The organism is Dictyobacter aurantiacus (assembly GCF_003967515.1).
Lineage (GTDB): Bacteria > Chloroflexota > Ktedonobacteria > Ktedonobacterales > Ktedonobacteraceae > Dictyobacter > Dictyobacter aurantiacus.
In genome coordinates this window covers 3,426,068-3,451,827 of record NZ_BIFQ01000001.1, presented here as the reverse complement: position 1 = coordinate 3,451,827, position 25,760 = coordinate 3,426,068, and the positions used below count along the sequence as shown (strand labels likewise).

Sequence of the window (25,760 nt, the reverse complement as noted above, 5' to 3'; positions counted from 1 at the left end):
AAACAGTAACCTGCTCCACAAATAGGACCAAATATTCATATTATCCGGCGTGAATATACAGGTATCCCTCATGATAGCTCTATGCGTCATGTAATATCAATACGTATCATAAGGCTTACAGGGTAGTAAATTGTAACCAGCGGGCCTTTTCCCAGCCAGGATGGGCATGGCTGTTTACCAGGCGAACAATGGGTGCGCTCTTCCAGTCGATGACACTGATGGTAGCTGGATCGAGAAAAATGCGGAACAGTGAGGTTAATGGTGCATCCAGTGCCTGGCACAGAAATGCCTTGATAGGGCCCACATGCGAGACCAGCACCAGGGTCTGACCGGGATGGTGCAGCACCAATTGGGCCACCGCGGCCGTCACGCGCTCCTGTACCATGGAGAAGCTCTCTCCCTGCGGCGGGGGCAGTGAGGGATCGCGCTCCCACTCCAGTAGCTGCCGCTCATCTTCAGGGCTGCGCGCCAGCACTTCCGCCCGGCTCAAACCTTCCCAGGTGCCAAAGTTCCCTTCACACAACTCATCGACCACCTGGACGGAAAGTTTATGTTGTTCGGCGATCGGCGTGGCCGTCTGGTAGGCTCGCTGCAACGGACTACTATAGACAGCATCTATCGGCACGGTGGCCAGGGTCTGCGCCAGCTGCAACGCCTGCGTCGCGCCATGCTCAGACAGCGCATCGTCCCGCGCACCGATATAGCGAAATTCACGATTGGCCACAGTCTCGCCATGGCGCACAAACAGCAAACGTGTAGCAGCCGGCATACAAGTCCTCTCTATCTTTCCCTGTGGGGACAATGGAACCCGCGCTTAGAACAGCCCGCACCTCTATCACCCACTATTATCTCACATCTCAACCCCATGAGGGGCCGTATCTTTGCGACCGAAGAAGAGGAGCAGGAATGTGGGGGCCAGCAAGAGGCAGAAGGCGCCGTAGACGAAGGAGGCGGATAGGCTAATGCTGGTCTGCAGCCAGCCGGCGACGGCGGGTCCGACGCTGAAGCCGATGCTCCAGGTAACCGAGTAGAGGCCCGCCAGGGTCGCGCGCTGGCGATTGGAGACCTGTTCCATGGCGAAGGCGGCGTAGACTGGCTCGATTAGCGTGCGCATAAACGAGCGCGCGTATTCACCTGTGATGGCCAGTGGAAGCGTGGGAGCGAAGCCGATCAAGACCATCAGTGGTGCGCTCAGATACTGTACGGTGGTGACGAGGCGCAACTTGCTCCAGCGCCTGACAAACAGGGGCGCCGTCAGGGAGAAGATGCCACCCGCCAGGCCCGAGATGGTAAAGATAACGCCCAGGGGCCCGGGGAGCAGATTGAAGCGCAACACGAAGTAGACCTGGATCAGGGCCACCACAGCGCCCTCACCCATGGTAAATATCAGGTCTGGAATCAATAGCTTGAGGAAGAGTCCCACGGGCCGACTCTTGCGGGATGGTGCCGGAGCGACGCCCTGCGCCTCTAACACCTCATCTGGCTCGGGAACACGAGTGTTGCGAGGCTCGCGCAACAGCCAGAGCGGCAACCCAAAGATAAAGGTAAAGGAGGCGGCCGCGAATAGACCATAGCGCAGAGCCACGGTACTGGCCGCCGACACGTGCAGGAGTCCACCCACAAACTCTGGGATAAAGCCACCGAGCAGATTGCCCAGGGAGCCAACGCCCAGCAGCAAGAAGCTATTGAGGGCCAGCACCCCCACGCGCTGTTTCTCGGTCGTGCTCTCGGTCAACAGGGGTAGATTCGTCACCCAGTAGGCGGTCGAAACGAGGCCCTGCAAAAGATTAATGATGATCAACCAGGGAGCGGATGTAACCAGGGCTAGCGCGGCCAGCGACAGCGGAGATAAAATAGCGGTCAGCAGCAAGACAGGTTTGCGCCCCCAGCGATCCGCCAGCAAGCCCACCGGCACCGCCCCGATCATGGCTCCAATCGCCGACATCGCACTAAAGATACCAATAAAGTCGGGCAGATAACCTATACTATGAACATAGTAGTTCAAAGTAAGAGCAGCGATGCTCAGTTGAAAGCCTTTGCCCAGCGTAAAGAACAGCAAGAGATAGACGTTACGCGGCAGGTGCCAGAATTCTTTCATGCCTTTGAGCATAGGCTGTACCTGCTCATTGGCAGAGGACTGCGGCGAGGGATCGGAAACCGAGGACATGACAACTCCTAATTGACAATCACAGATCTACGACCTAAGCCTATCACACTCCGTGCTCACCCACAATGAACAAAAGGACAGTCCCAGGGGGTGTCTGACTTTCGTCACGTTGGTGGGCCGTGCGCGCCCCCGCACGCGCGTCCGCTACGCGGCCGCATTGGTTTTTTATGGTGGTGCCTGGGGTGCGCGGATGCGCACCCCAGGCACCACCATAAAACGGACTCGTGAGCACCAAAGGTGCGCAAGCTCAAACAGTCTTTTGTATGGTAGTGCGGCTGACCCGCCGCACTACCATACAAAAGACTGTTTGAAAGTTTTTTTACATTTTTCTTTACAAATGTAATGATTTTTCTTGAGTTCTGCCTGCTAAACTGGTTACAGAAAATCCTCATATCCTCATATATAAAATTTCTATGCTTTGATCAGAGTAGGTAGGAATAAACATGGCTGAAAATGTAGAGACACAGTCGCAACCTCTTTTCGATGAACAACCTGAAGAAGAGGAAACCTTCTCATTTGAAGAGTTTCAACAGCAGCAGCAGAAACGCAAACGGCCCAGGACGTTGCTGACGATCTTGATTATTTTACTGGTCATCATCCTGGCGGCGGGAGGCTGGCTATACTGGCGCAGTACCCGGCGGGCCAGCATCAGCTATACGCAGGCGTATGTGACCACGGGCAACATCGTCCAGCAGATCTCCGCCACCGGTCCAGTGCAGGCGAAAGCAACGTATAATTTGAATTTCACGACCAGCGGACAGGTCAATCAGATCAATGTGAAGGTGGGAGACCAGGTGAAAGCCGGTCAGACACTGGCCACCATTACTCCGACCAATTCACAGCAGAACAGCTCGTCTCAGACCACGCTGACCGCGCCGGCCAATGCAACGGTCGCGGCCATCAACGGCTATGTTGGTACCTCCGTTGGTAGCGGCAACAGCAACAGCAATGGTTCCGGCAATGCCAGCGGCTCCAACGCATTCATCGTGCTGACGGATACCAGTTCACTCCAGATAGTGGCCCAGGTCAACGAATCGGATATCGGCAACGTTAAAGTGGGTCAGCCGGCACAGTTTACCGTCGCCGCCTATCCCAATAACACCTTCCAGGCGACCGTCGCCTCCATCAATATCATCGGGCAATCGAGCTCGGGCGTCGTGACCTATCCGGTTACGCTGAACGTTACCATGAGTTCGCTGAACAACATCCACCTGCTGCCATTGATGACCGCGACTACCAACATCACCACCCAGCAGCAAAACAACGTGCTGCGAGTCCCATCCGCGGCGCTCACCTTCTCGACCACGGCCCTGCAGAATGGCTATCTCAATCGGGCGGCCCTGCGCAATCTGCGCAACGGCGCAGCAGGTCAGCAGGGTAATACCGACGCGAATCAACAGGGCACCACTGGCTCATCTTCAAGCACCACGGGTAAGCGGGGCATCGTACTTGAGTTGCAAAACGGTGTGCTAACCCCCGTCATGGTCACCACTGGCTTAAGCGACGGGCAATACACCCAGATAATCTCGGGCTTGAATGAAGGGGACCAGGTAGTGACCAATGCTACTGGAGGCAACGCAACCCAGAATACAACGACCGGGCAACAGCGTAACGGCGGCTTCGGTGGCGGCGGTGGCGGCTTCGGTGGTGGTGGTTTCCGCAATGGTGGCGGTGGTGGCAATGGTGGAGGTCGCGGTCAATGATAGAGGCTGAATTACAGGAGCAGCAGCAGAAAGTCGCCACGCGCATCCAGATCAACGCTCTATACAAATACTATGCCATGGGACGCACCGTGGTGCCGGCCCTGCGCGGAATCAACCTGGAGATCAAGCATGGTGAGTTTGTCGCCATCATGGGCCCATCTGGCTCCGGCAAATCCACTTTTATGAATATCCTGGGCTGTTTGGACCGACCAACAAAGGGTGAGTACAGGCTGGATGGCGTATCGGTGGGGCAGATGAGTAACACAGAGCTCGCGGACGTACGCAATCAGAAGATCGGCTTTATCTTCCAGAGCTTCAACCTGCTGCGCTGGATGTCGGCCCAGGCCAACGTAGAGCTCCCGCTGGTATACGCGGGTATCTCCAAAGGAGAGCGAGAGGCACGTGCCCGGCTCGCCCTCTCACTGGTCGGACTCACCTCGCGGGCCAACCATCGTCCCATGGAGCTATCGGGAGGTCAGCAGCAGCGCGTGGCGATCGCCCGCTCGCTGGTGACCTCGCCCTCGCTGATCCTGGCTGACGAACCAACGGGCAACCTGGATTCGCATACCAGCCTGGAGATCATGCGCATCATGCAGGAATTGAATGCGCGCGGCATGACAATTGTGCTGGTCACCCATGAGCAGGAGATCTCAGACTACTGCCAGCGCAAAGTAACGTTTCGCGATGGACGCGTGGTCGATGACATGGTCAATCCACGACCGCTGAATGCCAGGGAGCAGCTTTCCACGCATACATCGACAGAGCAGGTGTAACCATGAGCATATCAAAACAACAGAGCCAGCCAGAGAGCCCACCCAGGTCATCAGCCAGGGCACCGCTCATGCCTCCCATCCAGCAGTCGCAGCGGCGGCGCGGAAGAAGCAGCTACGCGCTGGTGCAGAGTATCAGCAGCGCACTGGAAGCCCTGCGCGCCAATAAGCTGCGCTCACTGCTGACATCGCTGGGCATCATTATCGGCGTGGCCGCCGTCATCATGATGGTCGCGACCAGCGAGGGCAACGCCGCCACCATCAACGGGCGTCTCTCGACCCTCAATCCTAACCAGTTGATTATTCGTGGAGGTTCGGCCGCCACAGGTGGTGTGCGCCAGGGCGCGGGTACCCAGCAGGTACTAACGCAGAGCGATGCCGATCAGCTGGCCAGCCAGGTAGCCGGGCTGGCCGCCGTCAGCCCTGTTGTCAACGCCAATGGACAGGTCATCTACCAGAATCAGAACTGGTCTACCAGCGTGCAAGGTGTCTATCCCAATTACCAGCAGCTTGGAAGCTGGCAGATGCAGGAGGGCAGCTTCTTTACCAGCGCGGATGAGCAGAGCAACGCCTCCGTAGCCGTACTGGGGCAGACGGTAGTGGATAACCTGTTTACCCCTCAGGGTATCGATCCGTTGGGCCGACAGGTGCGCATCGGATCCTCGACCTTCACTGTAGTGGGCGTTCTAGCCACCAAGGGGGCCAACGGCGCCACCAATGCTGACGACGTCATCTACGTTCCGTTCAGTACAGCCATCAATCGCCTTGGCGGCAGCCAGCGTCCCCTGGCGATTACCGCGCTGGTCAGTCAAGGTCAAAACGTCACGGACGTGCAGAACAACGTACAGCAGTTTTTGCAGGGGCGACACGATGCCAGCGAATTCACGATCCAGAATCAGGGGCAGCTACTGCAAACCGTGCAGACGGCCGCGCAAGCCCTGACCATCCTGCTGATCAGTGTGGCCGCGATCTCACTGCTGGTCGGCGGCATCGGCATCATGAACATCATGCTGGTCTCGGTGACCGAACGCACGCGTGAGATCGGTATTCGTATCGCCCTGGGAGCGTATCCCAGCGACGTTATGGCCCAGTTTCTCATTGAGGCCCTGATACTCAGCGCCCTGGGGGGTATCGTGGGCATCTTGCTCGGTGTACTGGGAGCCGTCGTCGCTTCACAGCTGACCGGGCAACCACTGGTTATCGATCCCCTGGCCATCATGCTCTCCTTTGCCTTCGCAGCGGTGGTGGGTATCGTCTTCGGCTTCTATCCCGCGCAGCGCGCCGCCCGAATGGATCCTATTAACGCTTTGCGAACCGAATAAGCAAGTGTTAAGCCGGAGCAAGCCCAAGCCGGGGCAAGCCCGGCACCTACGGGCGTTTATGGGATGTAGCGTTGTGGTGCCATGCATGGCACCACAACGCTACATCCATTTTCTGTAACTCCTGCTCTCCTTCTACGTATACTCTACAGTATTGGAGATGCGCATCCGCCTCTGGTCGCTGCGACCTGGATGTTTTTAGAGCACAACAATCATCGTGAAGCATTCATAGATACGTTTCTGTGCAACCGGCTCTGAAGAAAGGCCGAAGGAGAAATCAGCATGAACATTGCACTTCATCCGATACATGTCACCGAGATATTGCAGCCCGGCAACCTGATTGCCTGGATATTAGTAGGATTGATTGCTGGCGCACTGGCCGGCACGGTCGTGCGCGGCCGTGGCTACGGGTGCATCGGCAACATCATCGTGGGCCTGGTTGGCTCCGTCATTGGCAGCATCCTGGCGAGCGCGCTGGACCTGGGCACGTTCCATTTCTGCGGCAGCATCTTCATTTCCTTCATCGGGGCCGCCATCTTTGTCGCCATCCTGCAATTCCTTTCTGGAGACAGTCGCCAGTGACGAATCGCGAGGGTAGATAACCAGTTGTCCATCAGCCGCCTCCATCAAACGTAATAAGAGAGGGCTTATAGAGTCCAGATATTATGGAGATGGAGGAATAAGCGATGATCACCCATGTCGTCCTGGTTCAACCAAAAGCAGAGACATCAAATGAGCAGCTACAAACGCTGTTTGAGCAGATAACAGCACTCAAGCAGCTCATTCCTGGCATTCAAGACGTACAGGTTGGGAAAAACCTGGGCCAGCATACTCAGGGCTATAGCTATGGCATGGTCATGCACCTGGAAAGCATGGAGCATTTGAAGGGGTACCTGGCGCATCCCGCCCACCTTACTGTGGCCCGGGAGCTGATGCAGTCATGCCAGAACCTGATCGAATTCGACCTGGCCCAATAAACGCACTCAGCACCTGCCGTGCTGGAAACATTAGTTGTTATGGGTGTAAAAAAGGCGCAATCGCGCCTTTTTTACACCCATAACAACTAAAAGCTAACTTCGATATGCAGTTTTTCGATAACCAGCGCAGTCTCGGGCAAATAAACGATCATAAGATATTCCCCACATGGCACTGCCCCAAATAGCATGCTTCCCTGGTCATCGACCCGGGTAGACAATAGCGGTTGGTCCGGATACGTTGATACCTGCCCGGCGTAAACGATGTGTTCGCCCATGCTCTCTTCTATACCCACTGACGGCACTGCTTTGTATAATTCAACCCTTGTACCGGTAAATATAGAGCCATCCTCTTCACTGTTCCTGCATGATAGCAAACCAGTAAGCATGATCTTATTATGAGAGCCTGGCTGCGCCCGCAGTGAAAGAGTCACAGTATCCGTTTGATGGAGATAGGGCCAGACATGTACATGAGCTATCGGCTTCTTCAGCGCGACATGGGAACTGCAGCTAATTGGCTCGATAGCATTTTCCAGTTGCACGGGCAAGGAAAAAAGAGGATTAGCAAATGGGACAGGGGTATTCAAAAAGCGGTATGTTTCGGCCACGTTGTCCGCGCACAGAGGACAAACCTCTAGATGTGTGCTGATCTTCTCCTGCTCATGCGCAGATAACACTCCGATACAATAATAGCTTAAGGTCGTCATACTGGGGCACTGACAGCGGTAGAGATGGGTTAGCAAAACATCGTTAGCAGTTATATACCTGTTCAGGCGCTGCTGGCAAACAGAGCAATCCGCCAGGTGTTCCATCGCAGTCGGCGACAAAGCCTCCCCATCAAGCGCATAGCGTAACAAATCCTCGTCTTTCGGTGCAACCAGGCACAGACAATCCATTATTCCCGGTCCTTCATATAAAGTTTTTTAATGATATGAGATTTTTTGCAGCAATTTGTTCTTTCAATGTATAAAACGCTAGGGAGCACTTTTTTTATGCGATCATTTTAAAACCTGCTCAACACATGCCTGCGCTCAGGCAGGCATGTTCCCATCCAGTTTCCATCGAATCTTGTCCGCGTTGCGCAGAATGCGCTCCATAATGTTGCGCTTGAGGCGATAAATCTCTTCCTCACATTGAAACTCACCGGGGCAATAACGGATGATTTCGCGTGGTTTAAGGTTACAGTGAAAATGTAAATAGGCAACGCGCTGCTCGCGTTCGCCTGGTAAAATGCTTTTAATCGTTTCCCAGAGCTCATTTTCGTGATAGCGATCCTCGACCTGTGGCTCATCAGGGTGTCCATAGTCGGGCATGCGCTCTACATTGGCGCGCGCGAAGGCGCGTAACGTATCCATGATCGCGCAGTGCAGGCAGAGCCGTAAGTAGCTGAGCGCGCTGGCAACCGTCGAAAAGCTCAGAGATTGATCACTGACCGCCTGCCAGAAGCGCCGGAAAGCATCATCGATATAGGTCTGTTCCGCTTCATAGCGCAGTGCCAGTTCGCGATGAGAATGGCCACCCAGCCATAGGCGCACATTATCACTGAATTGCCGCTGCAATACAATCCATGCATCGTTATCCCGCAGTTGAACCGCGCGTCGAAAAATTTCCAGGCAATAACTATCGTCGCAGGGTTCTTTCCGGCGATATCTACTCATCTCACGTATACAGCATTCTGTCAGGGCCGTCAGAGTCATCTCGCCAAGTGGCTTTTCTATCTCAATGTTCATTGCTTTAATCTATTCCCCTTCAGTTTTAGCTGAAACACGATACAACGTTTCTTCTTCCGCTATCTTAGTAGACGCAATTTTCTGTGCTTTATCAAATACCCTACCCGACTTATCTGCTATATATGAAATCCTGCTTTTATATATGTAGCCTTGTTAAATCTTTTCTACAAGTAAAATCTATGCTTTGTGTCAGAAGCGGTGCTCACCAATCAGTATAAATAGCGTGAATGGTGCAGAGAGTATGTCATTTGTCCCATTTCTTGCCCCTTTTTTTCAAAGAAGGTATAATGAATACATACATAAGAGTACAGTTAAAGCGCTATTCCCACAATGTCGTACTCAACAGTAAAAAAGTGAACCGTCACACAAAAAGGCGGTGGCGTTCCTATGAATAAGCGTATTTTGCTCGGGATCGATACCAACTTCTCCACTACTACGCAGTCGGCAATCCGCGCAGTAGGAGATCTATTTGAGCCGGGTACCGCCTTTGATATTTTTCTTCTCCATGCGATCCAGAGTACCCACATCATTACTGAATATCCAGGCCATTTCACGGAACAGTATGCCTTTATTCCACCTACCAATGAGCAAAAAAAGCATGCTGAAGAGGTGCTCAAGAAGGCTCGCGCCACCCTGGATCAGCTGGGATTTGACCTGAAGCACATCGAGATGATGACCAGCATCGGCTCTCCGGCCGAAGAGATCGTGCGTGTGGCGCGAGAGCGGCACGTCAACCTGATTGTGGTGGGAAGCCGGGGTGATAGCTGGCGCGATCGCCTGCGCCGCATGCTACTGGGCAGTACTTCGCGCCGCGTGCTGCAGCTGGCCAGCTGTCCCGTCATGGTGGTTCTGCCAGCCCCTCCGCTCAAAGCGCAGGAACTCGTCCCCTGGTATGAGCAAACCATCAAGAATTATCTCAATGAACAAAGCAGCGTCCTGACCGTTCTAACGGCGAAAGAGGTTGTCACCCAGTTTCCCCCACCCCAGAAGAAAACTGTCGGCGGTCAGGAGATCCAGGCGGCGGAAAGAGCCCTGGAACAGCTGGCCAGCAAAGGACTACTCTGCCGCCGCGAGATCCAGGGCGAGGTGCACTATATTAATGACTAGGGATGCCGTCGTGAAGTGTTAGAATGGATCTATTCTCATCATATTGGGATACGTGAGTGCCCCCACACGGGCGTCCGCTACGCGGCCGCACCGTTTTTTTAGGTTGGTGCATCGGGTGTGCATCTGCACACCCGATGCACCAACCTAAAACGGACACGTGAGCACCGCAGGAGCAAAACCTCATGCAGCTCGCAGGTGATAATCAGGAGCGCAAGGCACATTCTTAATAAGGGGTCCAGGGTACGCTTATAACAATGCCACCAGCTCTTCGGGCGTTGTGACGGGTGCCTGGCAGGCAAAGTTCTGGCAGACATATGCCGCGGCATGTTGCTCTTTCAGGGGCCGGTCGGCCAGAAGCGGGATGGCCGCGCTGGCTTGCTGGTCCTCTGGCACGGTGCAAGCCAGCACACTCTGTGGTAGATAGCGTGCATTAATGCAATCTAGCAACGCCTGCGTCTCGGTGGACTGACTTTCCCCGATCACGACCAGTTCCTTCACCGGAGAGAGGGCGAAATCTAACGCGCACAATACCTGTCCAAAAGCCTGGGGGTGCTGCACCATAATATCCGCCAGCGTTCCCAGATAGCGATCGGCGCGTTGCCGGTAGCCGTCCTCACCCGTAAAGGCCGCCAGGCGCAGCAGCACATCTGTCGCTACGCTATTGCCGGCCGGGGTAGCATTATCCATAATATCCCTGGGGCGGCTGATCAGGGCCTCGTGGTCTGTACCGGTATCGAAGAAGCCACCCTGCTCGTCGGCGAACAGCTGGATAGCCTGGTCCATCAGAGCGCGGGCCTCTCTAAACCAGCGCGTCTCGAAGCTAGCCTCGTACAGGGCCAGCAGACCATCGGCAAGGAAGGCATAGTCTTCAAGATAGCCCTGCAACCTGGCCCGGCCATCCTTGAAAGTCCGTAGCAGCCTGCCATGCTGGCGCAGGGTATCCAGGAGGAATGAGGCGTTTTTCTCGGCCACCTGGAGATAATCGGATCGCTTCAGGTGGCGGGCCGCCTCAGCGAAGCTGCGCAGCATCAAGCCGTTCCAGGAGGTGAGTACCTTTTCATCGCGCGCCGGCTTGACGCGCTGTTCACGCAGGCCAAACAGCGTGTCGCGGCTACGTGCCAGCGAGGAGCGCAGGGTCGCGACATCGATCCCAGCCTGCTGCGCCGCCGTCTGCTCCTCCTGCACGCGATTGAGGATGTTTTTACCCTCAAAATTGCCGTGGCGGGATACCCCATAATAGGCCATAAACAGGGCCGCGTCCTCCGGTGGCAGGGCACGCTCAATCTCTTCCTGAGACCACAGGAAGAACTTTCCCTCTTCGCCCTCGCTATCAGCGTCCTGCGTCGAATAGAAGCCCCCCTCAGGTGAGGTCATTTCGCGTACCACGTAGTCCAGCGTCTCCTCCACCACGCGTCGATAGAGCTCATTGCCAGTCACCAGGTAGGCATGCAGGTATAGCTGGCTGAGCAGGGCATTGTCATATAACATCTTCTCAAAATGCGGCACCAGCCACTTCGCATCCACAGAGTAGCGATGGAAGCCACCTCCCAACTGATCATAGATACCACCGGACGCCATGTGCTGCAACGATGACTCAACCACCGTTAACGCCTCCAGCTGATTGGGGGATTGCGCGGCCCCTACCTGACCAGCCTGGCGGTGCAGATGCATGCGCAACAGAAATTCAAGCGCCATCGTATTGGGAAATTTGGGAGCGCCCCCAAAGCCACCGTAGCGAGCGTCAAAATCCTCAATCAACTGCTGCTCGGCGCGCAACAGATTATCCAGCATAGGAGCGCCGGTACCCATTTCTCTCTGCATCAATGCGCTTCCCCGGCGATTGAGGTGCTCCGCCACCTGCGTCGCCTGCTCCTCAAGCTCCGCCCGTTGATGCGCAAACGCATCGGCGATACTCATCAGGACACGCGGAAAACCGGGCATCACCTGCTGTCCATAGCGTCGATCCTGGGGAGGGAAATAGGTTCCTCCGTAGAAGGGACGACCATCGGGCATCAGAAACATGGTCATGGGCCAGCCGCCCTGGCCAGTCATGGCCTGAACCGCCTGCATATAGATGGCATCGATGTCGGGGCGCTCCTCACGATCAACCTTCACCGACACAAAATGCATATTCATCAGAGCCGCGATCTGCTCATTCTCAAAGGACTCGCGCTCCATCACATGGCACCAGTGGCAGGCCGAATACCCCACGCTCAACAGGATCGGTTTATCCTCCTGTCGCGCCTTCGTCAGGGCGTCCTCACCCCAGGGATACCAGTCGACCGGGTTGTGGGCATGCTGCAACAAATATGGACTCGTCTCGTTAATGAGGCGGTTGGTATGCTTGTAGGAACTTTGACTCTCACTCATAAAACTACTCCTGTGGAATCAGACACAATTGCACCATGGTCATTGTACGACACAAATGAGGAAATACGAAATGCAAAATAATAGCCGCCTTCCAGCTCTTGATTTTTTATCAATCCATGAGTATACTCTTGAATAGAACCGTATGACTAAATAATATTATTTAGTCATACGTCCAAAGCAGATTTAACCGTATAGTGAGGAGAAGACAAGTGGCAGAGAATCCCGGAGCCGAGCAGAACGAACAGAACAAACAGCAGGAAAGGGCCAATCGCATTCTGGATGCAGCTTCAGAGCTCTTACAGCGTTGGGGATATAGGAAAACGACGATTGATGATATCGCCCGGCAGGCTGGCGTGGCCAAGGGCACCATCTACCTGCACTGGAAAACCAAGGAGGAGCTCTTTATGGCCTTGATCATGCGCGAAAAAATCGTTGAAGGTCGTAAGGCGCAGGAAGCGATGCAGAACGATCCCGAGGGCGTAACCCTCTACAGCATGATCAAACATTCCATGCTATGGGCTTTGTACAACCCATTGATGAAGGCCATCATGCTCCGCGATACAGATATGCTGGGGGATCTTATCCATTCTCAGCTTAGCAAGATGGACATTGAACAACAGATCGCGGGCTTCAACACCTATCTAACCTATATGCGGCGGCAAGGATTGGTCCGCACGGATATTCCGCTCAAAACCCAGGTACATATGATCGAAGCGATCGCTCTGGGCTACCTGATCAGCGATCAATTCTTGCCCGATGAATATCAGATCTCACTGGAAGAGCGGGCCGAGATGGCGGCCGAGACCGTACGCCGCACCTTCGAGCTACGCAATCCCAATGAACAGGAAAAGCAAGAGGTCACGAGTCACTTTAATCGATTTATGAGTTCAGCAGAAACACTTTTGCAGAAGGAGATGGGGTATGAAAGACCTGATTCAGGTCAATAACCTGAGCAAGACCTATGGCAAGCAGCGTGGTATCCACAACGTTACCTTCAGCATCGCCGAGGGCGAGGTCTTTGGCTTTCTGGGTCCCAACGGAGCTGGAAAGACCACGACGATCCGTACCCTGATGGGCTTTCTCAAGCCGACTTCGGGGCAGGCCTTGATCGGTGGTCTGGACTGCTGGTCGCAGGCCACGCAGATCAAGCGCATGGTGGGCTACCTCCCGGGTGAGTTCTCGTTTGATCCCAACATGACCGGGGCGCAGATTCTCAGCTACCTGGGCCATCTACGCGGTGGCGTGGATCAGCAGTATGTGAAACAGTTGATCGAGCGGCTGGATTTTGATCCCGCTAAACGCTTCCATACCTACTCACGCGGCAATAAACAAAAGATCGGATTGGTACAGGCGTTTATGCACAAACCTCAGTTGCTCATTCTCGACGAACCTACTGGAGGTCTGGACCCACTCAACCAGCAGGAGTTCAATAAGATGATCACCGAGGTGAGCACCGCGGGACAAACAGTCTTCCTTTCGTCGCATATCCTGCCCGAAGTTGAACACACCTGTACACGCGTAGGCATCATTCGCGAGGGTGAACTGGTACGGGTTAGTGAGGTCAGTACGCTTAAGGACCTCAAGCAGAGCAATATCCTGATCCACTTCACGGCCGAGCCAGAGCTCGCCTGGTTCAATGGTCTGCCAGGAGTCATCAATGTCCAGCGCGAGCAGCATGGTCACGCGCTATTGATTACGGTACAGGGAGAACAGCAAGCTGTTATCCAGGCGGCCGCGCAACACCAGGCTATCTCGATGACCACCCACGAACCAGGACTGGAAGAGATCTTCCTGCGCTTCTATCAAAAAGAGACGCGGCCTGATGCGATCGCCATTTAAGCATAGATATTCAAAGATCACTAATCGGGATGGAGACGCATAGCACAATCCACTGCGGAGAATAAGCATATGTTTCGCACAGTCTGGAGCAAGACGCTCCGCGCTTATCGCATACCGCTTTTAAGCTGGGGGATCGGTTTAGCCCTCATTTTGCTGGCCACCCTGGCCACATTTGGTTCGTCCGCCTCTCAGATGGCCGGAAGCCTGAACCAGCTGGCCCAGACGTTTCGCTTTATCGGCGATCCCATCGCCCTCAACACGGCAACCGGCTTTGCCACCTGGCGCACACTGGATCTGGTGCTTCCAGCGATGCTCAGCATCTGGACCATCATGGCGGGAACCAATCTGATTCAGGGAGAGGAGGAACGCGCCTCTATCGAGCTATTGCTGGCCACCTCAACCTCACGGCTACGCCTGCTGCTGGAAAAAGGAAGCGCCCTCGTCATAGCCCTGCTGATCATCGGTCTGCTGATAGGACTGGGGGCGATCGCGGGACTGGCCAGCGCGGGGCTCGGTTTCGATACCGGTCGGGCCCTGCTGGCGGGATTAAACGTCAGTCTGCTGGCCTTCTTTTACGCATCTCTGGCCCTGCTGCTCTCCCAGTTATTCCCCGGCCGCAAGGTCGCGACTAGCTGGAGCATCGGTCTGCTGGTACTGTTCACCCTGCTGGACAGCACGGGACGCATTGTCCAGCACAGCGAATGGATGCAGTACCTCTCGCCCAACTACTACTATGGCATCAATAAACCACTGATCACAACCTACGATAATCATCCTCTGGCGGCCCTGCTTCTGCTGATCCTTAGCATGGTGATGTGCGCCGTCAGCGCCTGGCTCTTCGAGCGGCGCGATCTGGGCGCCAGCATCTTCCGGCAGTTCCAGCTAAATATCGGCGACGGGCACACGCACCAACATGGTTCAATGTCTCTGGACAAAGCCTGGAGCGAGGGATCGCTGCGCTCAGTTGGCCTGCGCACCGCCCGTGCCCTGGCACCATCTATCAGCACCTGGCTGATCAGCTTTGTCCTCTACGTGGCCTGGATCATCTCATTAACACCGAGTTTCCTGGGCATCATGCGTGACCTGGTCTCGAAAAACGCGGCCCTGGCCAGACTCTTCAGCGGACAGGATGTCGTAACCAACGCGGGCTTTATCGGCTATACCGTCTTTAGCTTTATACCTCTGCTGGTCGTCATCTTCGTCTTTACGCTGGCCCTGCAGTGGGCTCGTGATCTTGACAAGGGACGCCTTGAGCTGATCTTCAGCACGCCACAATCCCGGCTCCGCGTCCTCGGTGAGCATATCATCGTCGTCCTGCTGGTCTCACTGGTAACGTCTCTTGTGATCTGGCTCAGCACCCTGGTCAGTGCGCAGGTGATCAATATTCGCGTCGATAGCGCGCGTATCGTGGCCGCCACACTGGGAATACTGCCGCTCGAACTGATCATCGCGGCGACCGTCTACGCCTGCGCGGCCCGCTTACGCGCCGGAACCGTCCAGACCGTGATCTCCCTCTACCTCGCCTGGGCCTACCTGGTCGAATTCTTACGTTCGGTCATTAACGCTCCTGACTGGCTGATGTCGCTCTCCATCTTCCATGTCTACGGCACCCCCATCCTCGATGGTTGGCAATGGGGACCCAACCTGGCCATGCTGGGGATAGCCAGCATCCTCTTCCTGCTGGCCCTCCTCCAATTCCGCCGCGTCGACATCGATCGCGGTAACTAAAATATTCTTTTATTACAGAAATAGCGTATTGCTACTTCTGTCATGCATTGCATGACAGAAGTAGCAATACGCTATTTCTGTCATTTCTATAATTATGCATGTGAGCGCCTCAGGCGCGTAGCGTCAGGGGCCGAAGGCACGAAACGCATCCCCTCGGAGTAGACAAATGTTCTTATCGCGCCTATACTATCAGGCACAGGTTAACGTACAGCACAGGAAGAAAGATTTGAGAGAGCTATGCAAACCTCATCATATACAGATGTTATCGCGGCGGCCACAGCGTATCTGAGCGGCATCGACCCGATTATGAAGGATGTAATCGAACGTGTAGGGCCCTGCTCCCTGCATCCTGATCCGGATATCTTCAACGCCTTGATTGACGCGATCATCTCACAGCAGATCTCAGTGAAGGCGGCCGACGCGATTATGGCGCGCGTGCGCGCAGCCATGCCGGATGGGAAAGTCACACCCGAGAATCTACTGCCCTTTGATTTTGAGCAACTGCGGACACTGGGGCTCTCTACCCCGAAGGCGCGCTATATCCTTAACCTTGTCGAGCATGTGAACAGCGGCCAGCTACAGCTAGAGAAGCTGTTTGAACTTGATGATGAGGAGATCATCAACCGGCTAACGGCAGTCAAGGGGATCGGGCGTTGGACAGCGGAGATGTGCCTGATATTCGTGCTGATGAGGCCCGATGTGCTGCCGGTTGACGATCTTGGCTTCCTGGAGGGCATCCGCTTCGCCTACCAGTTGGCCGAGCGTCCCACTAAAAAAGAGGCGCTGGAACGCGGCGAGCTCTGGCGTCCCTATCGCACCTTCGCCACCTGGTATATGTGGGGCATCCGCCGCATCGCTGTGAAGAACGAACGCCCACGCACACGCATCGTCTCGCTCTAGTTACTGCGATTTACTCCTGCTTTGAGCCACTATCATCAGCCACAACGAACACTTCGTCAGGCGCTGCCTCAGCTGTGGTGAAACCCAGGTGCCGCGCGACCGCGCTATACGAGCAATCGATTGAAGTTTTGACATACGATGGCGGCTCAGGGACCAGGAACATGCCGCCATCGTCCAGGCGCTCGATCTTCCAGGCTGGCGCGCTCAGGAAGTGCTCTTCACCGCCCAGTTTAGTCACCAATTCGGGGCCCAGCATGCCAAACTCGCTGAGTAGGAGCAGTTCGCAGGCCTGCACCTGCTCCCACGTTGGATTCACCTCTGCTGGTCCCGCGTGATTGAACGTGTGGATGTAGAGTGGATGCCAGCACTGATAGGTGATCCTCAGCAGATCCGACCAGTAGCGATACTTCGCCAGTCCCGGTGGAGCGCCGTAAAAGAAGCGCTCCGCGTCCACCGACAGAAGAATGTAACCCTCGGTCGGCGCCAGCGTGACCAAACAGGTCATACCGCGCAAAAGATCGCTGGTAGCCATTGCATAGAGCTGGAACGTAAAAAGCTCCTGCCGCTGCTGGCAATAGGTCCGTAGCGCGTATAGCAGGTTTTCTGACACACCCGCCTTCAGGTTAGAGACAGATGAACCACGCCGCGCCTTTGGCTGCGCGGAAGCGTGATACTTCTGCCATAAAGCGGTGAAGCCGATCTCGATATCCAGCGCCAGGTAGCAATCATGCTCGGCCAGTTGCTGGCAAAAGTGTTGCAGCTGCTCATAATCATAGAGTTGTGCACGCTCGCGCACAAAGCTGAGTGCCCAGGTATGCGGAACCGTCATAGTCGTGCGATGACCTCCTGCCACGATAATCTGCGTATGGGATTAGCAGCCAACGAAAGAAATCCGACTGGCTACTACGGCCAGGTCTGTACCTCAACGCCCAGATCCTGCAGGCCTGTCTGAACCTCATTAGGGACCGCGCCATCCTCAGAATTAAAGCAGAAGATAACTTTGTGGCCGGGATAATCGCTCTGGCAGCGGCTGGCTTTCTCTCGAATCTCGCGCACGACGGCTGCCAGTTGCACAGGCCCCCGATAGGTGCTCCAATCATATGTCTCCAGATTGACGATATCCCCATTCTTCATCACCATACGGCTCATAATCCTCTACTCCTTCATTTTTCTCGCCTGACAGATTATTCATTTGATAGGGGCGGCACCACAAATCCAAGATGTTGAGCTACGTCTCGATAATGATGCTCACGGGGCAGATAATAATGCTCCTCTGGTACCACCATGATAGCTCCATCATCCAGTTCATCAATGCGCCAGGCAGGAGCCGACAGCAAGCGCTCACATCCTATGGCATCAACAAGCTGTGGACTATAGATAGCGATATCATACAGCCAGTTGAGGTGTTGATTGGATACAATGTTATCACGTGTCACATTATGGCGATTCTCGTTAAACTGATACACCATCAATGGATGCCAGAACGTATAGACCTCTTTGAGCAGTTCCAGCCACGCCTGGTAGGCTGTAAAGCCCTCCTCTTCAATAGAGAATTGATTTTCTGCCTCGGCATCCAGCAACATATATCCTTCCTCAGGAACAATATCAATGCGGAATTCTAGCGCTCCTGAAACATCGATGGAAAATATTCCATCACGCTGCTGTACAAACGCCTGTATCTCAGAAAGAAGATCTTCTGATCCTGTTGCTGTCGAGCTTAAGGTATAGCCTTTCTCGCGCAAGAAGGTGAAAAATTGTTGCCAGTGCTCAGTATCATAAAACTCATCAAGTGAGCGTAAGAAAAAGCGCAGCCAGATAAAATCTTCCATATAAAGCCTCCAATTGATAGCCCCCTAAAGCAGATACTACTCACCGCCAGGGAGTGGCAAGGGTGTATCACCTGGCCCCGGCAGTTGTGGTACTCCCGATCCTCCTGTCACAATCTGCCGTAACCTGTTAACAACGCGTTCAGCACCCTCAAGTGCTCCTATTTTATCATTCCGTCCCTGTATTTGTTGATTTGCGGCTTGCTGCTGCCTGGCTTTCTGGGCATTGATAGCATCTTGCACCGCCGGCGATGGCTGATAAACCTTATCGGGCGGAGAACTCATGACGGTCACACCCTGCTGAGATAGCATATCAACCACTTTTTGCGGCACATTATCTTTGCCACCATGAGAGTCAAAGCAATACACGATCGGGAACTGATGATCATTATTTTTATACGTATATTTCTTAGGGTCAGTGGTCGGATTACCATTGCTATCGAGAGGGTTACCACTCGCATCCGTAATGAGTGTCTGATTATAGATCTGATTGTCTCTTTTTATCTGTCTTATTGTCGCCTGCATCTTGGCATATAACTCACTATCCGTAAGTGGCCTTTGCTGATTGAGCAGGGCATCAAACTTGGTCCAGGAATATGATTTTACATCTACCACAGCACCCTGAGTAAAGAGGCCGCTTTTCATAACAATATCAGCCGCCTGCTCGTTTTTCTTCCCATTAGCACTCGCTGTGACATCCTCGATGCGTGCAATATTATCCTTATGGGCTACAACCCAATCCCACTCATAGTTATATCCTTTGGCCGAATTATCGTCCTGGATGGCGTCGCCTTTAGCTGGCATTGAAGTTATCAAACGTTCAAGAAGCCGATCACTGCCAGGGATTCCTGCAATCTCCGAATATTGTTGTACGAAACGAGTTAAAGAATAGTTTGTGCGACTTTTGGTTGAATTGAAAAAATTCAAAATTTGCGTGCCACTGGGCGAATCGGGGTTAAGTGGGTCAACGCGTACCAGCCCATTGAGAAAGGTCAGGATCTGCTGATTACTTGATTTGGTAGCAGTCAGATCGGTCATCATACCTTCGATCTGCTCAGGCGTCAGACCTTTCTGCAACAAGCCCTTCATGATATTCTCAAGCTGCATCTTCTCGGCCGGAGTCTGTGCCAGGTAGCCATACTTTATGACCAGATTCCGCAACTGGTTTGGATCAACCGGTTTGCTGGCCCAGCTGGGGGGCCTGACCATCGGCGTTGGAGCAGGTGGGACAGGCGGGTAGACCGCGTAGTAGATCTCCCAGAGGTTGCGTATGAGGCTCTGTACGCTATCGTGGACCTCCTGCCCCAGCTCTTTCATGGTTTCGATCAGCAGAGCACCGTCGATCAATGTGAGGATAATCGCGGCGACGTCCGCGATAGGATTGGCGCCCGCTTCGGCTACCGCCGCGACATCAACGTCGGCGGTAATCTCCGTCAGGGCGGATTCGCCCTCCAACGCGGCCGCGGCCCTCTCTCCCGCAGCTAAGAGCCGTGAAACGGTGGTGGTAAACTCTTCGGTAATACCATCCAATTTATTGGCGGTGTCCGCCATCGCCGATAAGCCGTAGACCACATTCGTGAAATCTTGCGCGCTATTGGTGATCGCGTCGGCAAACTGTCCGGAGGCGATAGTGTTGGTCTGCAAACCCTGCGCATTGGTGGTGAATTGCTGTACGGCCGTGCTATGAATCGAGTTCATGTTCTGCGCATGCAGCTCGAAGCCCCGCATTGGATCTGTTAGCGGAGAGATCCAACTCATAATAATGTCGTATGCACCCATAGGGCATTCCTTGCCTATCTATCTGCTAGCTGTCCCTAACAAAGGACAGACAATACTTCCCTTCTCAGTCGTACCTTGCATTGGCTGCTTTTCAGCGGTTCAGAGCGTGAACTCGTTGGCTACATTCTGGTCAGCCAGTTCCAACTGGTCCGCGCTAGTCTTGAGCGCATTGGCAAACGAGATCTGCCATTCATAGGTTGAGCGCAGGTGCTTTTGATGCGGCTCAACGATGTTGCGCAACAGGCCCTGGATAATGTCTGGATAGGATTGAAGGTGGTTATCCATCTGGCGCCAGGCCGCGTCATGATTGCCAATCGCCGTATGCGCATCGGTCAACATCTGACTGGCTACGGCCCGCATGCCGTCTGCGGAATAACTTATTTTCTCGCCCATAAAGCAAAATCCTTTCGATGGCTATCTAGAATTTCACTGTTATCCTCAATATTCCTGTGATTAATACATAATGTGTAATTCTTTTTGAGTATATTATTTTTGACGACCCATTACAATGCAATTGTTCACAATTACAAATGCAGTAGTAAATAAGTATCGTAAGTGATCTATCCATCCCAACGTAAGCGGAGGATACACATAACCCAGGAGCGGAAATCCGGGCAGCGGGCCAGGTTGGGCGAATACCAGGCCTGTTCAAAGAGCTCGTGCAAGCCTGGATACATGCCGCGCAGAATCTGGCGCACCGCTCGTAAGCGCTGTGTCATCTCATCACGCACCCCCTGGTGCTTGAATTGAAAAAGAGACTCGCCCTCCGTCAAGGCGCGAATAAGTGGATTCCACCACGTCAACATCTCCACAAGCAATATCGCGCCAGCAAAGCGATCTCCAAATAGATGGCTCTGGCCCTGTCCATCGAGGCGTGGATGCTGATAGCCTGCCCATCCTTTGCTCGGCTGCGCCACCGGTGGCGTCCCTTGAACGTAGAGGCCCTCAAGATCTATCAATTCAACGTGCCTATGATTTACAATAACGACATTATCGCCGGCAATATCGGTGTGGGCGAGGCCATTTGTTTCCAGACCCCATAAAACATAGGCCATCGTCAAGGCCAGCTCTTTTGCCCGCTCAAGGGTATATTGTGAGCACAGATCCCCATCATCCATAAAGCCCGCCCACGTACGCCCTGATATCCAGGGCATCAGAATGGAATATTCCAGCTCAGGATGCGCCGCGATCAGTTCCGGAAATAATCTCTTCACCAGGCAGATGCGTTTGGCGGCCTGCAACCCGGGAAGATTGCCAAATGCGCTCTGCCTGACTACCATCTGTTCAACAGATGGATCAACGGCACCGGGATTGGGGACCTTTAAAGCCCAGAGCGTTTTATCCCCTTCATTCTGAAGCTGATACGTGGTTGTATTGATGCGTACAATTTTATTGACTTCATCAGGAAGGACAGGGTGTGGTAAGAATCGATAGGTATCCCTTTTAATTACAAGTCTTGCTCGCATATCCGGGGAAAATATACTCATAGTCTTCTATTTTCTTTATCTAGAGGCGCTAAAAAGTATTCCAACTCAACTTAAGCAATGTCATATCATCATTTCTGGGCTGCTGCAACAGGGAGCGCATACGCTCACTTAGCGCTTCGTCGTCGAGATAGATCAATTCTGGACCAAGCGCGTCGAGCCCATCAGTATGTACCACGAGTGGATCTGGTCGATGCAGGGTGCTGGTACAGACTGTGATCTTCCCCTGGCTGCCCCTTCTGGTGGACCAGCGATTGGTATCTTCGCCGTGATCGCCCAGTTCTTTATACTGATTCCGTCCACTGAAGGAATAACCGGTCACGTTTCCCATCCAGCAAAAGAGCGCAGGCATATATTGTGGCGTAGCCGTTGCCGGGGCATAGTCGATGCGACCACAGAGAAATACGGTTCCGCTACCATAGAGATCGCGCTGTTCATTAATGATCTCCCGCTCCCACGCAGAAAGTCCAGCGGGCAATCTCAATTGAGACAGCGTCTGGTGGGCGCTCTCAGCCCATAAAGAGAAGCTCGAACGCAGCGAGGGGAGCACAATCAAGGGATCTTGCGGGATCTGCGGCAAGATCTGCAACCATTTCACCAGGCGGCGGGCCAGGTAGCGCGCGGCGAAGTGTCCCTGATAGGAGCTACCGACACCATCGCAGACACAAAAACAGAGCGATGCCGTGCGGCGTGAGATCACGAGCCTGACAAAGTCCTGGTTGACTGAGCCTTCCAATTGAGATTCAAGGCAACGGGTTGATAGGCAGCGAATCGATAGTAGAGGCTCAAATGCCGTGTGTATGAAGGTATCGGCGCGGAGCGCGGTTTCGATCACGGAAAAATCATGGTTATGATTGGCATACAACACAGTAGAGAATACTCCTCTCCCGAAAATACAGCGACCTTAGAGCTGAGTCGCGGAAGAAGCAGCGATCGCCAGGCGCATCAGCTCAGTTTGTGTGCCGGGAAAAAAGAGGGCCGCGCCTTTTTGAAGCTGATAGCCAGCGGACCTGTTCATATTCTGGCGATATGTTTCAGGCAAAGGCGATGACAGAGAGAATAGGAGCCTGGCATAGTTATCGGCGATATCTTTGGCCCTGAGTACGCCGCCCCATTGTTGCCAGTCCGTCACCGGCTTGCGTAGGAGCTTTGTCGTCATCAACACATTTTCTACCAGTACCGATCCATCCTCGACGCTCATCTTCTGAATGCGCTGCACAATGGGCGCCGGGTCCTGCGTAGTACGCAACGCATCCGTAAGATGACAGATGAGTGGAGCCGGGCTTCCCTGATAGGTTTGCAGATGCTGCTGGAGGAGCTCTTCTACCGCGCTAAAACCCGCGGCCGTATCTGTATCCTCACCACCCGCGACCAGTTCAGGAGGGCCACCGACACGCATCAACTCCGGCAGGGTACGAATGCCCTGCAGAATATCCAGCACCGTTGTACTATAAGCAAAAATGGCGATATGATAGCGTGGCTGCACTTTATTATCCCGCATCGAACGCAACACCATCGCCTTAATACCTTCACGCAAGGTCATATTGACCAGATCGATCTTGCTCATCGTTGCGCGGGGTCCACAGGGATCGTTCATAGATGCACTTGCATCTATGAGATAGACCACCAGGGCAGGTGTAAGCCTTGTGGCTGGTCGTAAATACTGTTCCATAAAATACCGACGCACTCCTCTTTAGCAATCTGTTGAAGGTAGACAATACTGGTCAAAAAATGCTATAGCATTTTTTGACCAGTATTGTAACAGTGATACTACAAACGTACAAGAGAAGATTACCACATCGGACTGTATTAACACCTCAAGCCCAAATATACCAATCACAACAGGACTGTTCGCGATTATGTAGACAAATTCTCAGTTTATAGACATAATTGATTGGATATTAAAAAGAAGCTATCACGCCCATAATTTTTTACAGCTGCATATATTGCTATATTTTTCGTTTGCATTATTAACTGTCAGTACCTTATCTCAAGGAGAACATATGGCATCGACTCGTATTTTCGTTAGCTATGCGACAACAAAATCATCTCGCTATGAGCGCGATATTGCAGCTCAATTTATCCTGGATTTACAAGCGGCGAGAGGCGAAGTTATAACCGCCAGCGAGAGCATCTTTGATGATAATTTTATGCAGTTTCTCTATACGGAACTACCCAGGTGCCAATACGTTATCCTGGTACAGAACGCCGAAGCAATTCAATCGCCGCGCGTGCAATCCACCATCAATCTCGCGCTGACCCTGGTTTCACAGGGACGCATCAAAGAGGTGTTGCGCCTGGTTGTGGCACCACTCGCAGCGGATAGAGAACCACCGACGATAGCAAAGCTGCGGGCATTCGATGCCACACAGGATTACCTGAGGGCGAGGGACAGGCTGTTACTCTACCTCGACCTGTTAACACTTGAGAAAGATCCAGACGAGACCTTCATCGCTTCACGCGATATGAGTAACAGGACAGCAAACGAAGGGGCCCCGGTAACTACGATGGACAGTTCTTCCCCCAATAACGCGGCACCCGTGATTACCAGATATAACACTCCGCCAGTTGGATCGTATATTCCAGGCGGCGAAAATGGCAGAAAAGAGCCGTTCTATCCCCAGCAAAATGAGCCACCGGCACCGCCTCCCGCCGCGATGACGGTCCAGCCTGCTCCACCTAAAGAGCGCAATGGGAAATTTCTGCCCGGCCGCAATAAGCAATCGCAGATAGATCGTCCCGTGCCGCTACGTGATAAGTATCAGATAGCACCCATCTGGGTGATTATTTTCTCGGCGATACAGGTCCTTACCTTGCTTTTTGCGCTTGGCGTACTCATATGGGGAAGGGCACCAGCTACAAATACAGGTCTGGTGGTAAAGGCAACGCCAACGGCCGCCCCTTCTTCATTTACCAACCAGCTTAACACCCTGATTCAGGCGGCCACCCAGTCGCAACAGAATCCTTATGGAAAATCCAATAAGCTTGTCGTCAACGACGCCCTGGACACTACCACCAGGACGTCCAGTGATAATGGTTGGGAAAACCTCAATAACGAGAAGGCTCTGAGCTGCCAGTTCTCCAATCAGTCATATATGCTCAGCACACATGGTCCCGGAAATTGCCTGGCGACCAGGACAAGCTATAAAGATCTGACCTACCAGATACAAATGACTATCACACAAGGGCAGGCCGGCGGGCTTATCTTTCGCGCCAATATCTCGCCACAGGCATACTTCAAATTCATCATTACGGTGAATGGGAACTACATTATTGAGCGTAACGACAATAATAATCTGGATTACCAGATACAGGGCGGCTTTAGCCCCGCCATCAAACAGGGCCTCAACCAGGCCAATCTGATCGCCATCAGTGCCACTGGTCAGACGCTGGACTTTTACGTGAATCTGCAGCATGTCGCTACGATCCAGGACAATCATAATCAGGCGGCTGGAAGCATCGGCGTGACCGCCAGCGGTCCCAACGAAGACTTTACAACGCAGGCTCTCTTCAAATATGCCAAAGTATGGAGCTCCGAACAACAAAACGGCTAACACTGATCACAGAAACCGGGCTCCGCATGGCTAACGTCCTGTATCAAAATCAGTATATTGTAAAGACAGTTAGTATTTTGTGAACTTATTAACTTTTTTTACAAGATACATATGCTAAAATACTTAATATATTTAAATAGTTAAAGGAGAGAAGTCATTGGGATACGAAACCGATTTTCAGATTGATACGATCTCAGTGCAGGAACTGGGTACGAGTGTTCTGAACGGCGCGCAATCTTTACAGAATTCTCCCGATCCACTCGCCCTTGATACCTTCAAGAGTAGCATAGACCAAATCGTTCCTGACATGCCGCAGATCCTGCAGGGGAAGATTACCCAATTCAGTACCAATTTCTATAAAGCCTACACAGACGTCCTGACACAGCGCAGTGATATCGGCCGTATCCTGCTCAATACTGCGACCGCCTCTGAGAAGCAAGAAGTGAGCACAGTGAATGTCTTTACCGACATCGCTCCTACCACGCTGATTCCATAATAGAAGAGGTATAG

At 53.4% G+C, this 25,760-nt stretch carries 25 protein-coding genes; 12 read left to right on the top strand and 13 right to left on the bottom strand.

Annotation, left to right across the window (positions count from 1 at the left end; all coding sequences use genetic code 11):
* Nucleotides 1–115 precede the first annotated feature (115 nt).
* Complete coding sequence (locus KTT_RS13935; RefSeq protein ID WP_126596545.1) at nt 116–769, bottom strand: histidine phosphatase family protein; 654 nt, start codon at nt 767–769, stop codon at nt 116–118.
* Nucleotides 770–850: 81 nt separating this feature from the next.
* Complete coding sequence (locus tag KTT_RS13930) at nt 851–2,167, bottom strand: MFS transporter (protein WP_126596544.1); 1,317 nt, start codon at nt 2,165–2,167, stop codon at nt 851–853.
* 443 nt (nt 2,168–2,610) lie between these two features.
* On the opposite strand from KTT_RS13930, the gene KTT_RS13925 reads away from it, so the two are divergent.
* From KTT_RS13925 to KTT_RS13905, 5 genes are all read left to right on the top strand, one after another.
* Nucleotides 2,611–3,870 carry an efflux RND transporter periplasmic adaptor subunit gene (locus KTT_RS13925; protein WP_126596543.1) on the top strand — a complete coding sequence of 420 codons (1,260 nt, stop codon included), beginning with the start codon at nt 2,611–2,613 and terminating at the stop codon, nt 3,868–3,870.
* Nucleotides 3,867–4,643 carry an ABC transporter ATP-binding protein gene (locus KTT_RS13920; RefSeq protein ID WP_126596542.1) on the top strand — a complete coding sequence of 259 codons (777 nt, stop codon included), beginning with the start codon at nt 3,867–3,869 and terminating at the stop codon, nt 4,641–4,643. Before KTT_RS13925 ends, KTT_RS13920 begins: the two co-directional genes overlap by 4 nt.
* A 2-nt stretch (nt 4,644–4,645) precedes the next feature.
* The gene (locus tag KTT_RS13915; RefSeq protein WP_126596541.1) at nt 4,646–5,962 is read left to right on the top strand and encodes an ABC transporter permease; all 1,317 of its coding nucleotides are present in this window, start codon (nt 4,646–4,648) and stop codon (nt 5,960–5,962) included.
* A gap of 279 nt (nt 5,963–6,241) precedes the next feature.
* Nucleotides 6,242–6,541 (top strand): GlsB/YeaQ/YmgE family stress response membrane protein, encoded by a 300-nt coding sequence (locus tag KTT_RS13910; RefSeq protein WP_126596540.1) that lies wholly within the window; start codon nt 6,242–6,244, stop codon nt 6,539–6,541.
* Nucleotides 6,542–6,645: 104 nt separating this feature from the next.
* Nucleotides 6,646–6,936 carry a Dabb family protein gene (locus KTT_RS13905; protein WP_126596539.1) on the top strand — a complete coding sequence of 97 codons (291 nt, stop codon included), beginning with the start codon at nt 6,646–6,648 and terminating at the stop codon, nt 6,934–6,936.
* Nucleotides 6,937–7,022: 86 nt separating this feature from the next.
* Here KTT_RS13905 and KTT_RS13900 read toward each other — a convergent pair whose 3' ends face one another.
* Both KTT_RS13900 and KTT_RS13895 read right to left on the bottom strand, forming a co-directional pair.
* Entirely contained in the window at nt 7,023–7,829 is an 807-nt protein-coding gene (locus KTT_RS13900; protein ID WP_126596538.1) for an anti-sigma factor, read from the bottom strand.
* A 135-nt stretch (nt 7,830–7,964) separates the two neighbouring features.
* Nucleotides 7,965–8,663, bottom strand: coding sequence for a sigma-70 RNA polymerase sigma factor region 4 domain-containing protein (locus KTT_RS13895; protein ID WP_126596537.1), 699 nt, complete (start codon nt 8,661–8,663; stop codon nt 7,965–7,967).
* A 387-nt stretch (nt 8,664–9,050) separates the two neighbouring features.
* Here KTT_RS13895 and KTT_RS13890 point away from each other — a divergent pair, with 387 nt between their 5' ends.
* Nucleotides 9,051–9,770: a universal stress protein gene (locus tag KTT_RS13890; RefSeq protein WP_126596536.1), complete on the top strand. Its 720-nt coding sequence runs from the start codon at nt 9,051–9,053 to the stop codon at nt 9,768–9,770.
* Between the two features lie 246 nt (nt 9,771–10,016).
* Here the strand turns inward: KTT_RS13890 and KTT_RS13885 are convergent, their stop codons facing one another.
* Nucleotides 10,017–12,140 (bottom strand): thioredoxin domain-containing protein, encoded by a 2,124-nt coding sequence (locus KTT_RS13885; RefSeq protein WP_126596535.1) that lies wholly within the window; start codon nt 12,138–12,140, stop codon nt 10,017–10,019.
* A 209-nt stretch (nt 12,141–12,349) separates the two neighbouring features.
* On the opposite strand from KTT_RS13885, the gene KTT_RS13880 reads away from it, so the two are divergent.
* The 4 genes from KTT_RS13880 to KTT_RS13865 all read left to right on the top strand — a co-directional run bounded on the left by KTT_RS13880 (nt 12,350) and on the right by KTT_RS13865 (nt 16,607).
* Nucleotides 12,350–13,087, top strand: a complete 738-nt coding sequence (locus KTT_RS13880; RefSeq protein WP_160145853.1) for a TetR/AcrR family transcriptional regulator — start codon at nt 12,350–12,352, stop codon at nt 13,085–13,087.
* Nucleotides 13,062–13,979: an ABC transporter ATP-binding protein gene (locus KTT_RS13875; protein WP_126596533.1), complete on the top strand. Its 918-nt coding sequence runs from the start codon at nt 13,062–13,064 to the stop codon at nt 13,977–13,979. Before KTT_RS13880 ends, KTT_RS13875 begins: the two co-directional genes overlap by 26 nt.
* Nucleotides 13,980–14,048: 69 nt before the next feature.
* A complete protein-coding gene (locus KTT_RS13870; protein ID WP_126596532.1) occupies nt 14,049–15,707 on the top strand; it encodes an efflux permease Rv1217c-related protein in 1,659 nt (552 codons plus the stop codon).
* Between the two features lie 237 nt (nt 15,708–15,944).
* Complete coding sequence (locus tag KTT_RS13865) at nt 15,945–16,607, top strand: DNA-3-methyladenine glycosylase family protein (RefSeq protein WP_126596531.1); 663 nt, start codon at nt 15,945–15,947, stop codon at nt 16,605–16,607.
* A 10-nt stretch (nt 16,608–16,617) separates the two neighbouring features.
* On the opposite strand, the gene KTT_RS13860 is transcribed toward KTT_RS13865, so the two are convergent.
* The 8 genes from KTT_RS13860 to KTT_RS13825 form a co-directional block, all read right to left on the bottom strand.
* Nucleotides 16,618–17,436, bottom strand: coding sequence for a hypothetical protein (locus KTT_RS13860; protein ID WP_126596530.1), 819 nt, complete (start codon nt 17,434–17,436; stop codon nt 16,618–16,620).
* A 74-nt stretch (nt 17,437–17,510) separates the two neighbouring features.
* Entirely contained in the window at nt 17,511–17,756 is a 246-nt protein-coding gene (locus KTT_RS13855) for a hypothetical protein (protein ID WP_126596529.1), read from the bottom strand.
* A gap of 35 nt (nt 17,757–17,791) precedes the next feature.
* Nucleotides 17,792–18,436: a hypothetical protein gene (locus KTT_RS13850; protein WP_126596528.1), complete on the bottom strand. Its 645-nt coding sequence runs from the start codon at nt 18,434–18,436 to the stop codon at nt 17,792–17,794.
* 36 nt (nt 18,437–18,472) lie between these two features.
* Nucleotides 18,473–20,212, bottom strand: a complete 1,740-nt coding sequence (locus tag KTT_RS13845) for a hypothetical protein (RefSeq protein ID WP_126596527.1) — start codon at nt 20,210–20,212, stop codon at nt 18,473–18,475.
* 99 nt (nt 20,213–20,311) lie between these two features.
* A complete protein-coding gene (locus tag KTT_RS13840) occupies nt 20,312–20,605 on the bottom strand; it encodes a hypothetical protein (protein WP_126596526.1) in 294 nt (97 codons plus the stop codon).
* Between the two features lie 167 nt (nt 20,606–20,772).
* The gene (locus KTT_RS13835; protein ID WP_126596525.1) at nt 20,773–21,699 is read right to left on the bottom strand and encodes a serine/threonine-protein kinase; all 927 of its coding nucleotides are present in this window, start codon (nt 21,697–21,699) and stop codon (nt 20,773–20,775) included.
* Nucleotides 21,700–21,727: 28 nt separating this feature from the next.
* A complete protein-coding gene (locus tag KTT_RS13830) occupies nt 21,728–22,564 on the bottom strand; it encodes a protein phosphatase 2C domain-containing protein (RefSeq protein WP_160145852.1) in 837 nt (278 codons plus the stop codon).
* 36 nt (nt 22,565–22,600) lie between these two features.
* Nucleotides 22,601–23,368 carry a vWA domain-containing protein gene (locus KTT_RS13825; RefSeq protein ID WP_126596523.1) on the bottom strand — a complete coding sequence of 256 codons (768 nt, stop codon included), beginning with the start codon at nt 23,366–23,368 and terminating at the stop codon, nt 22,601–22,603.
* A gap of 331 nt (nt 23,369–23,699) precedes the next feature.
* On the opposite strand from KTT_RS13825, the gene KTT_RS13820 reads away from it, so the two are divergent.
* Together KTT_RS13820 and KTT_RS13815 are read left to right on the top strand one after the other, a co-directional pair.
* Nucleotides 23,700–25,250, top strand: a complete 1,551-nt coding sequence (locus tag KTT_RS13820) for a TIR domain-containing protein (protein WP_126596522.1) — start codon at nt 23,700–23,702, stop codon at nt 25,248–25,250.
* 157 nt (nt 25,251–25,407) lie between these two features.
* Nucleotides 25,408–25,746 (top strand): hypothetical protein, encoded by a 339-nt coding sequence (locus KTT_RS13815; protein ID WP_126596521.1) that lies wholly within the window; start codon nt 25,408–25,410, stop codon nt 25,744–25,746.
* The last annotated feature ends 14 nt before the right edge of the window (nt 25,747–25,760 follow it).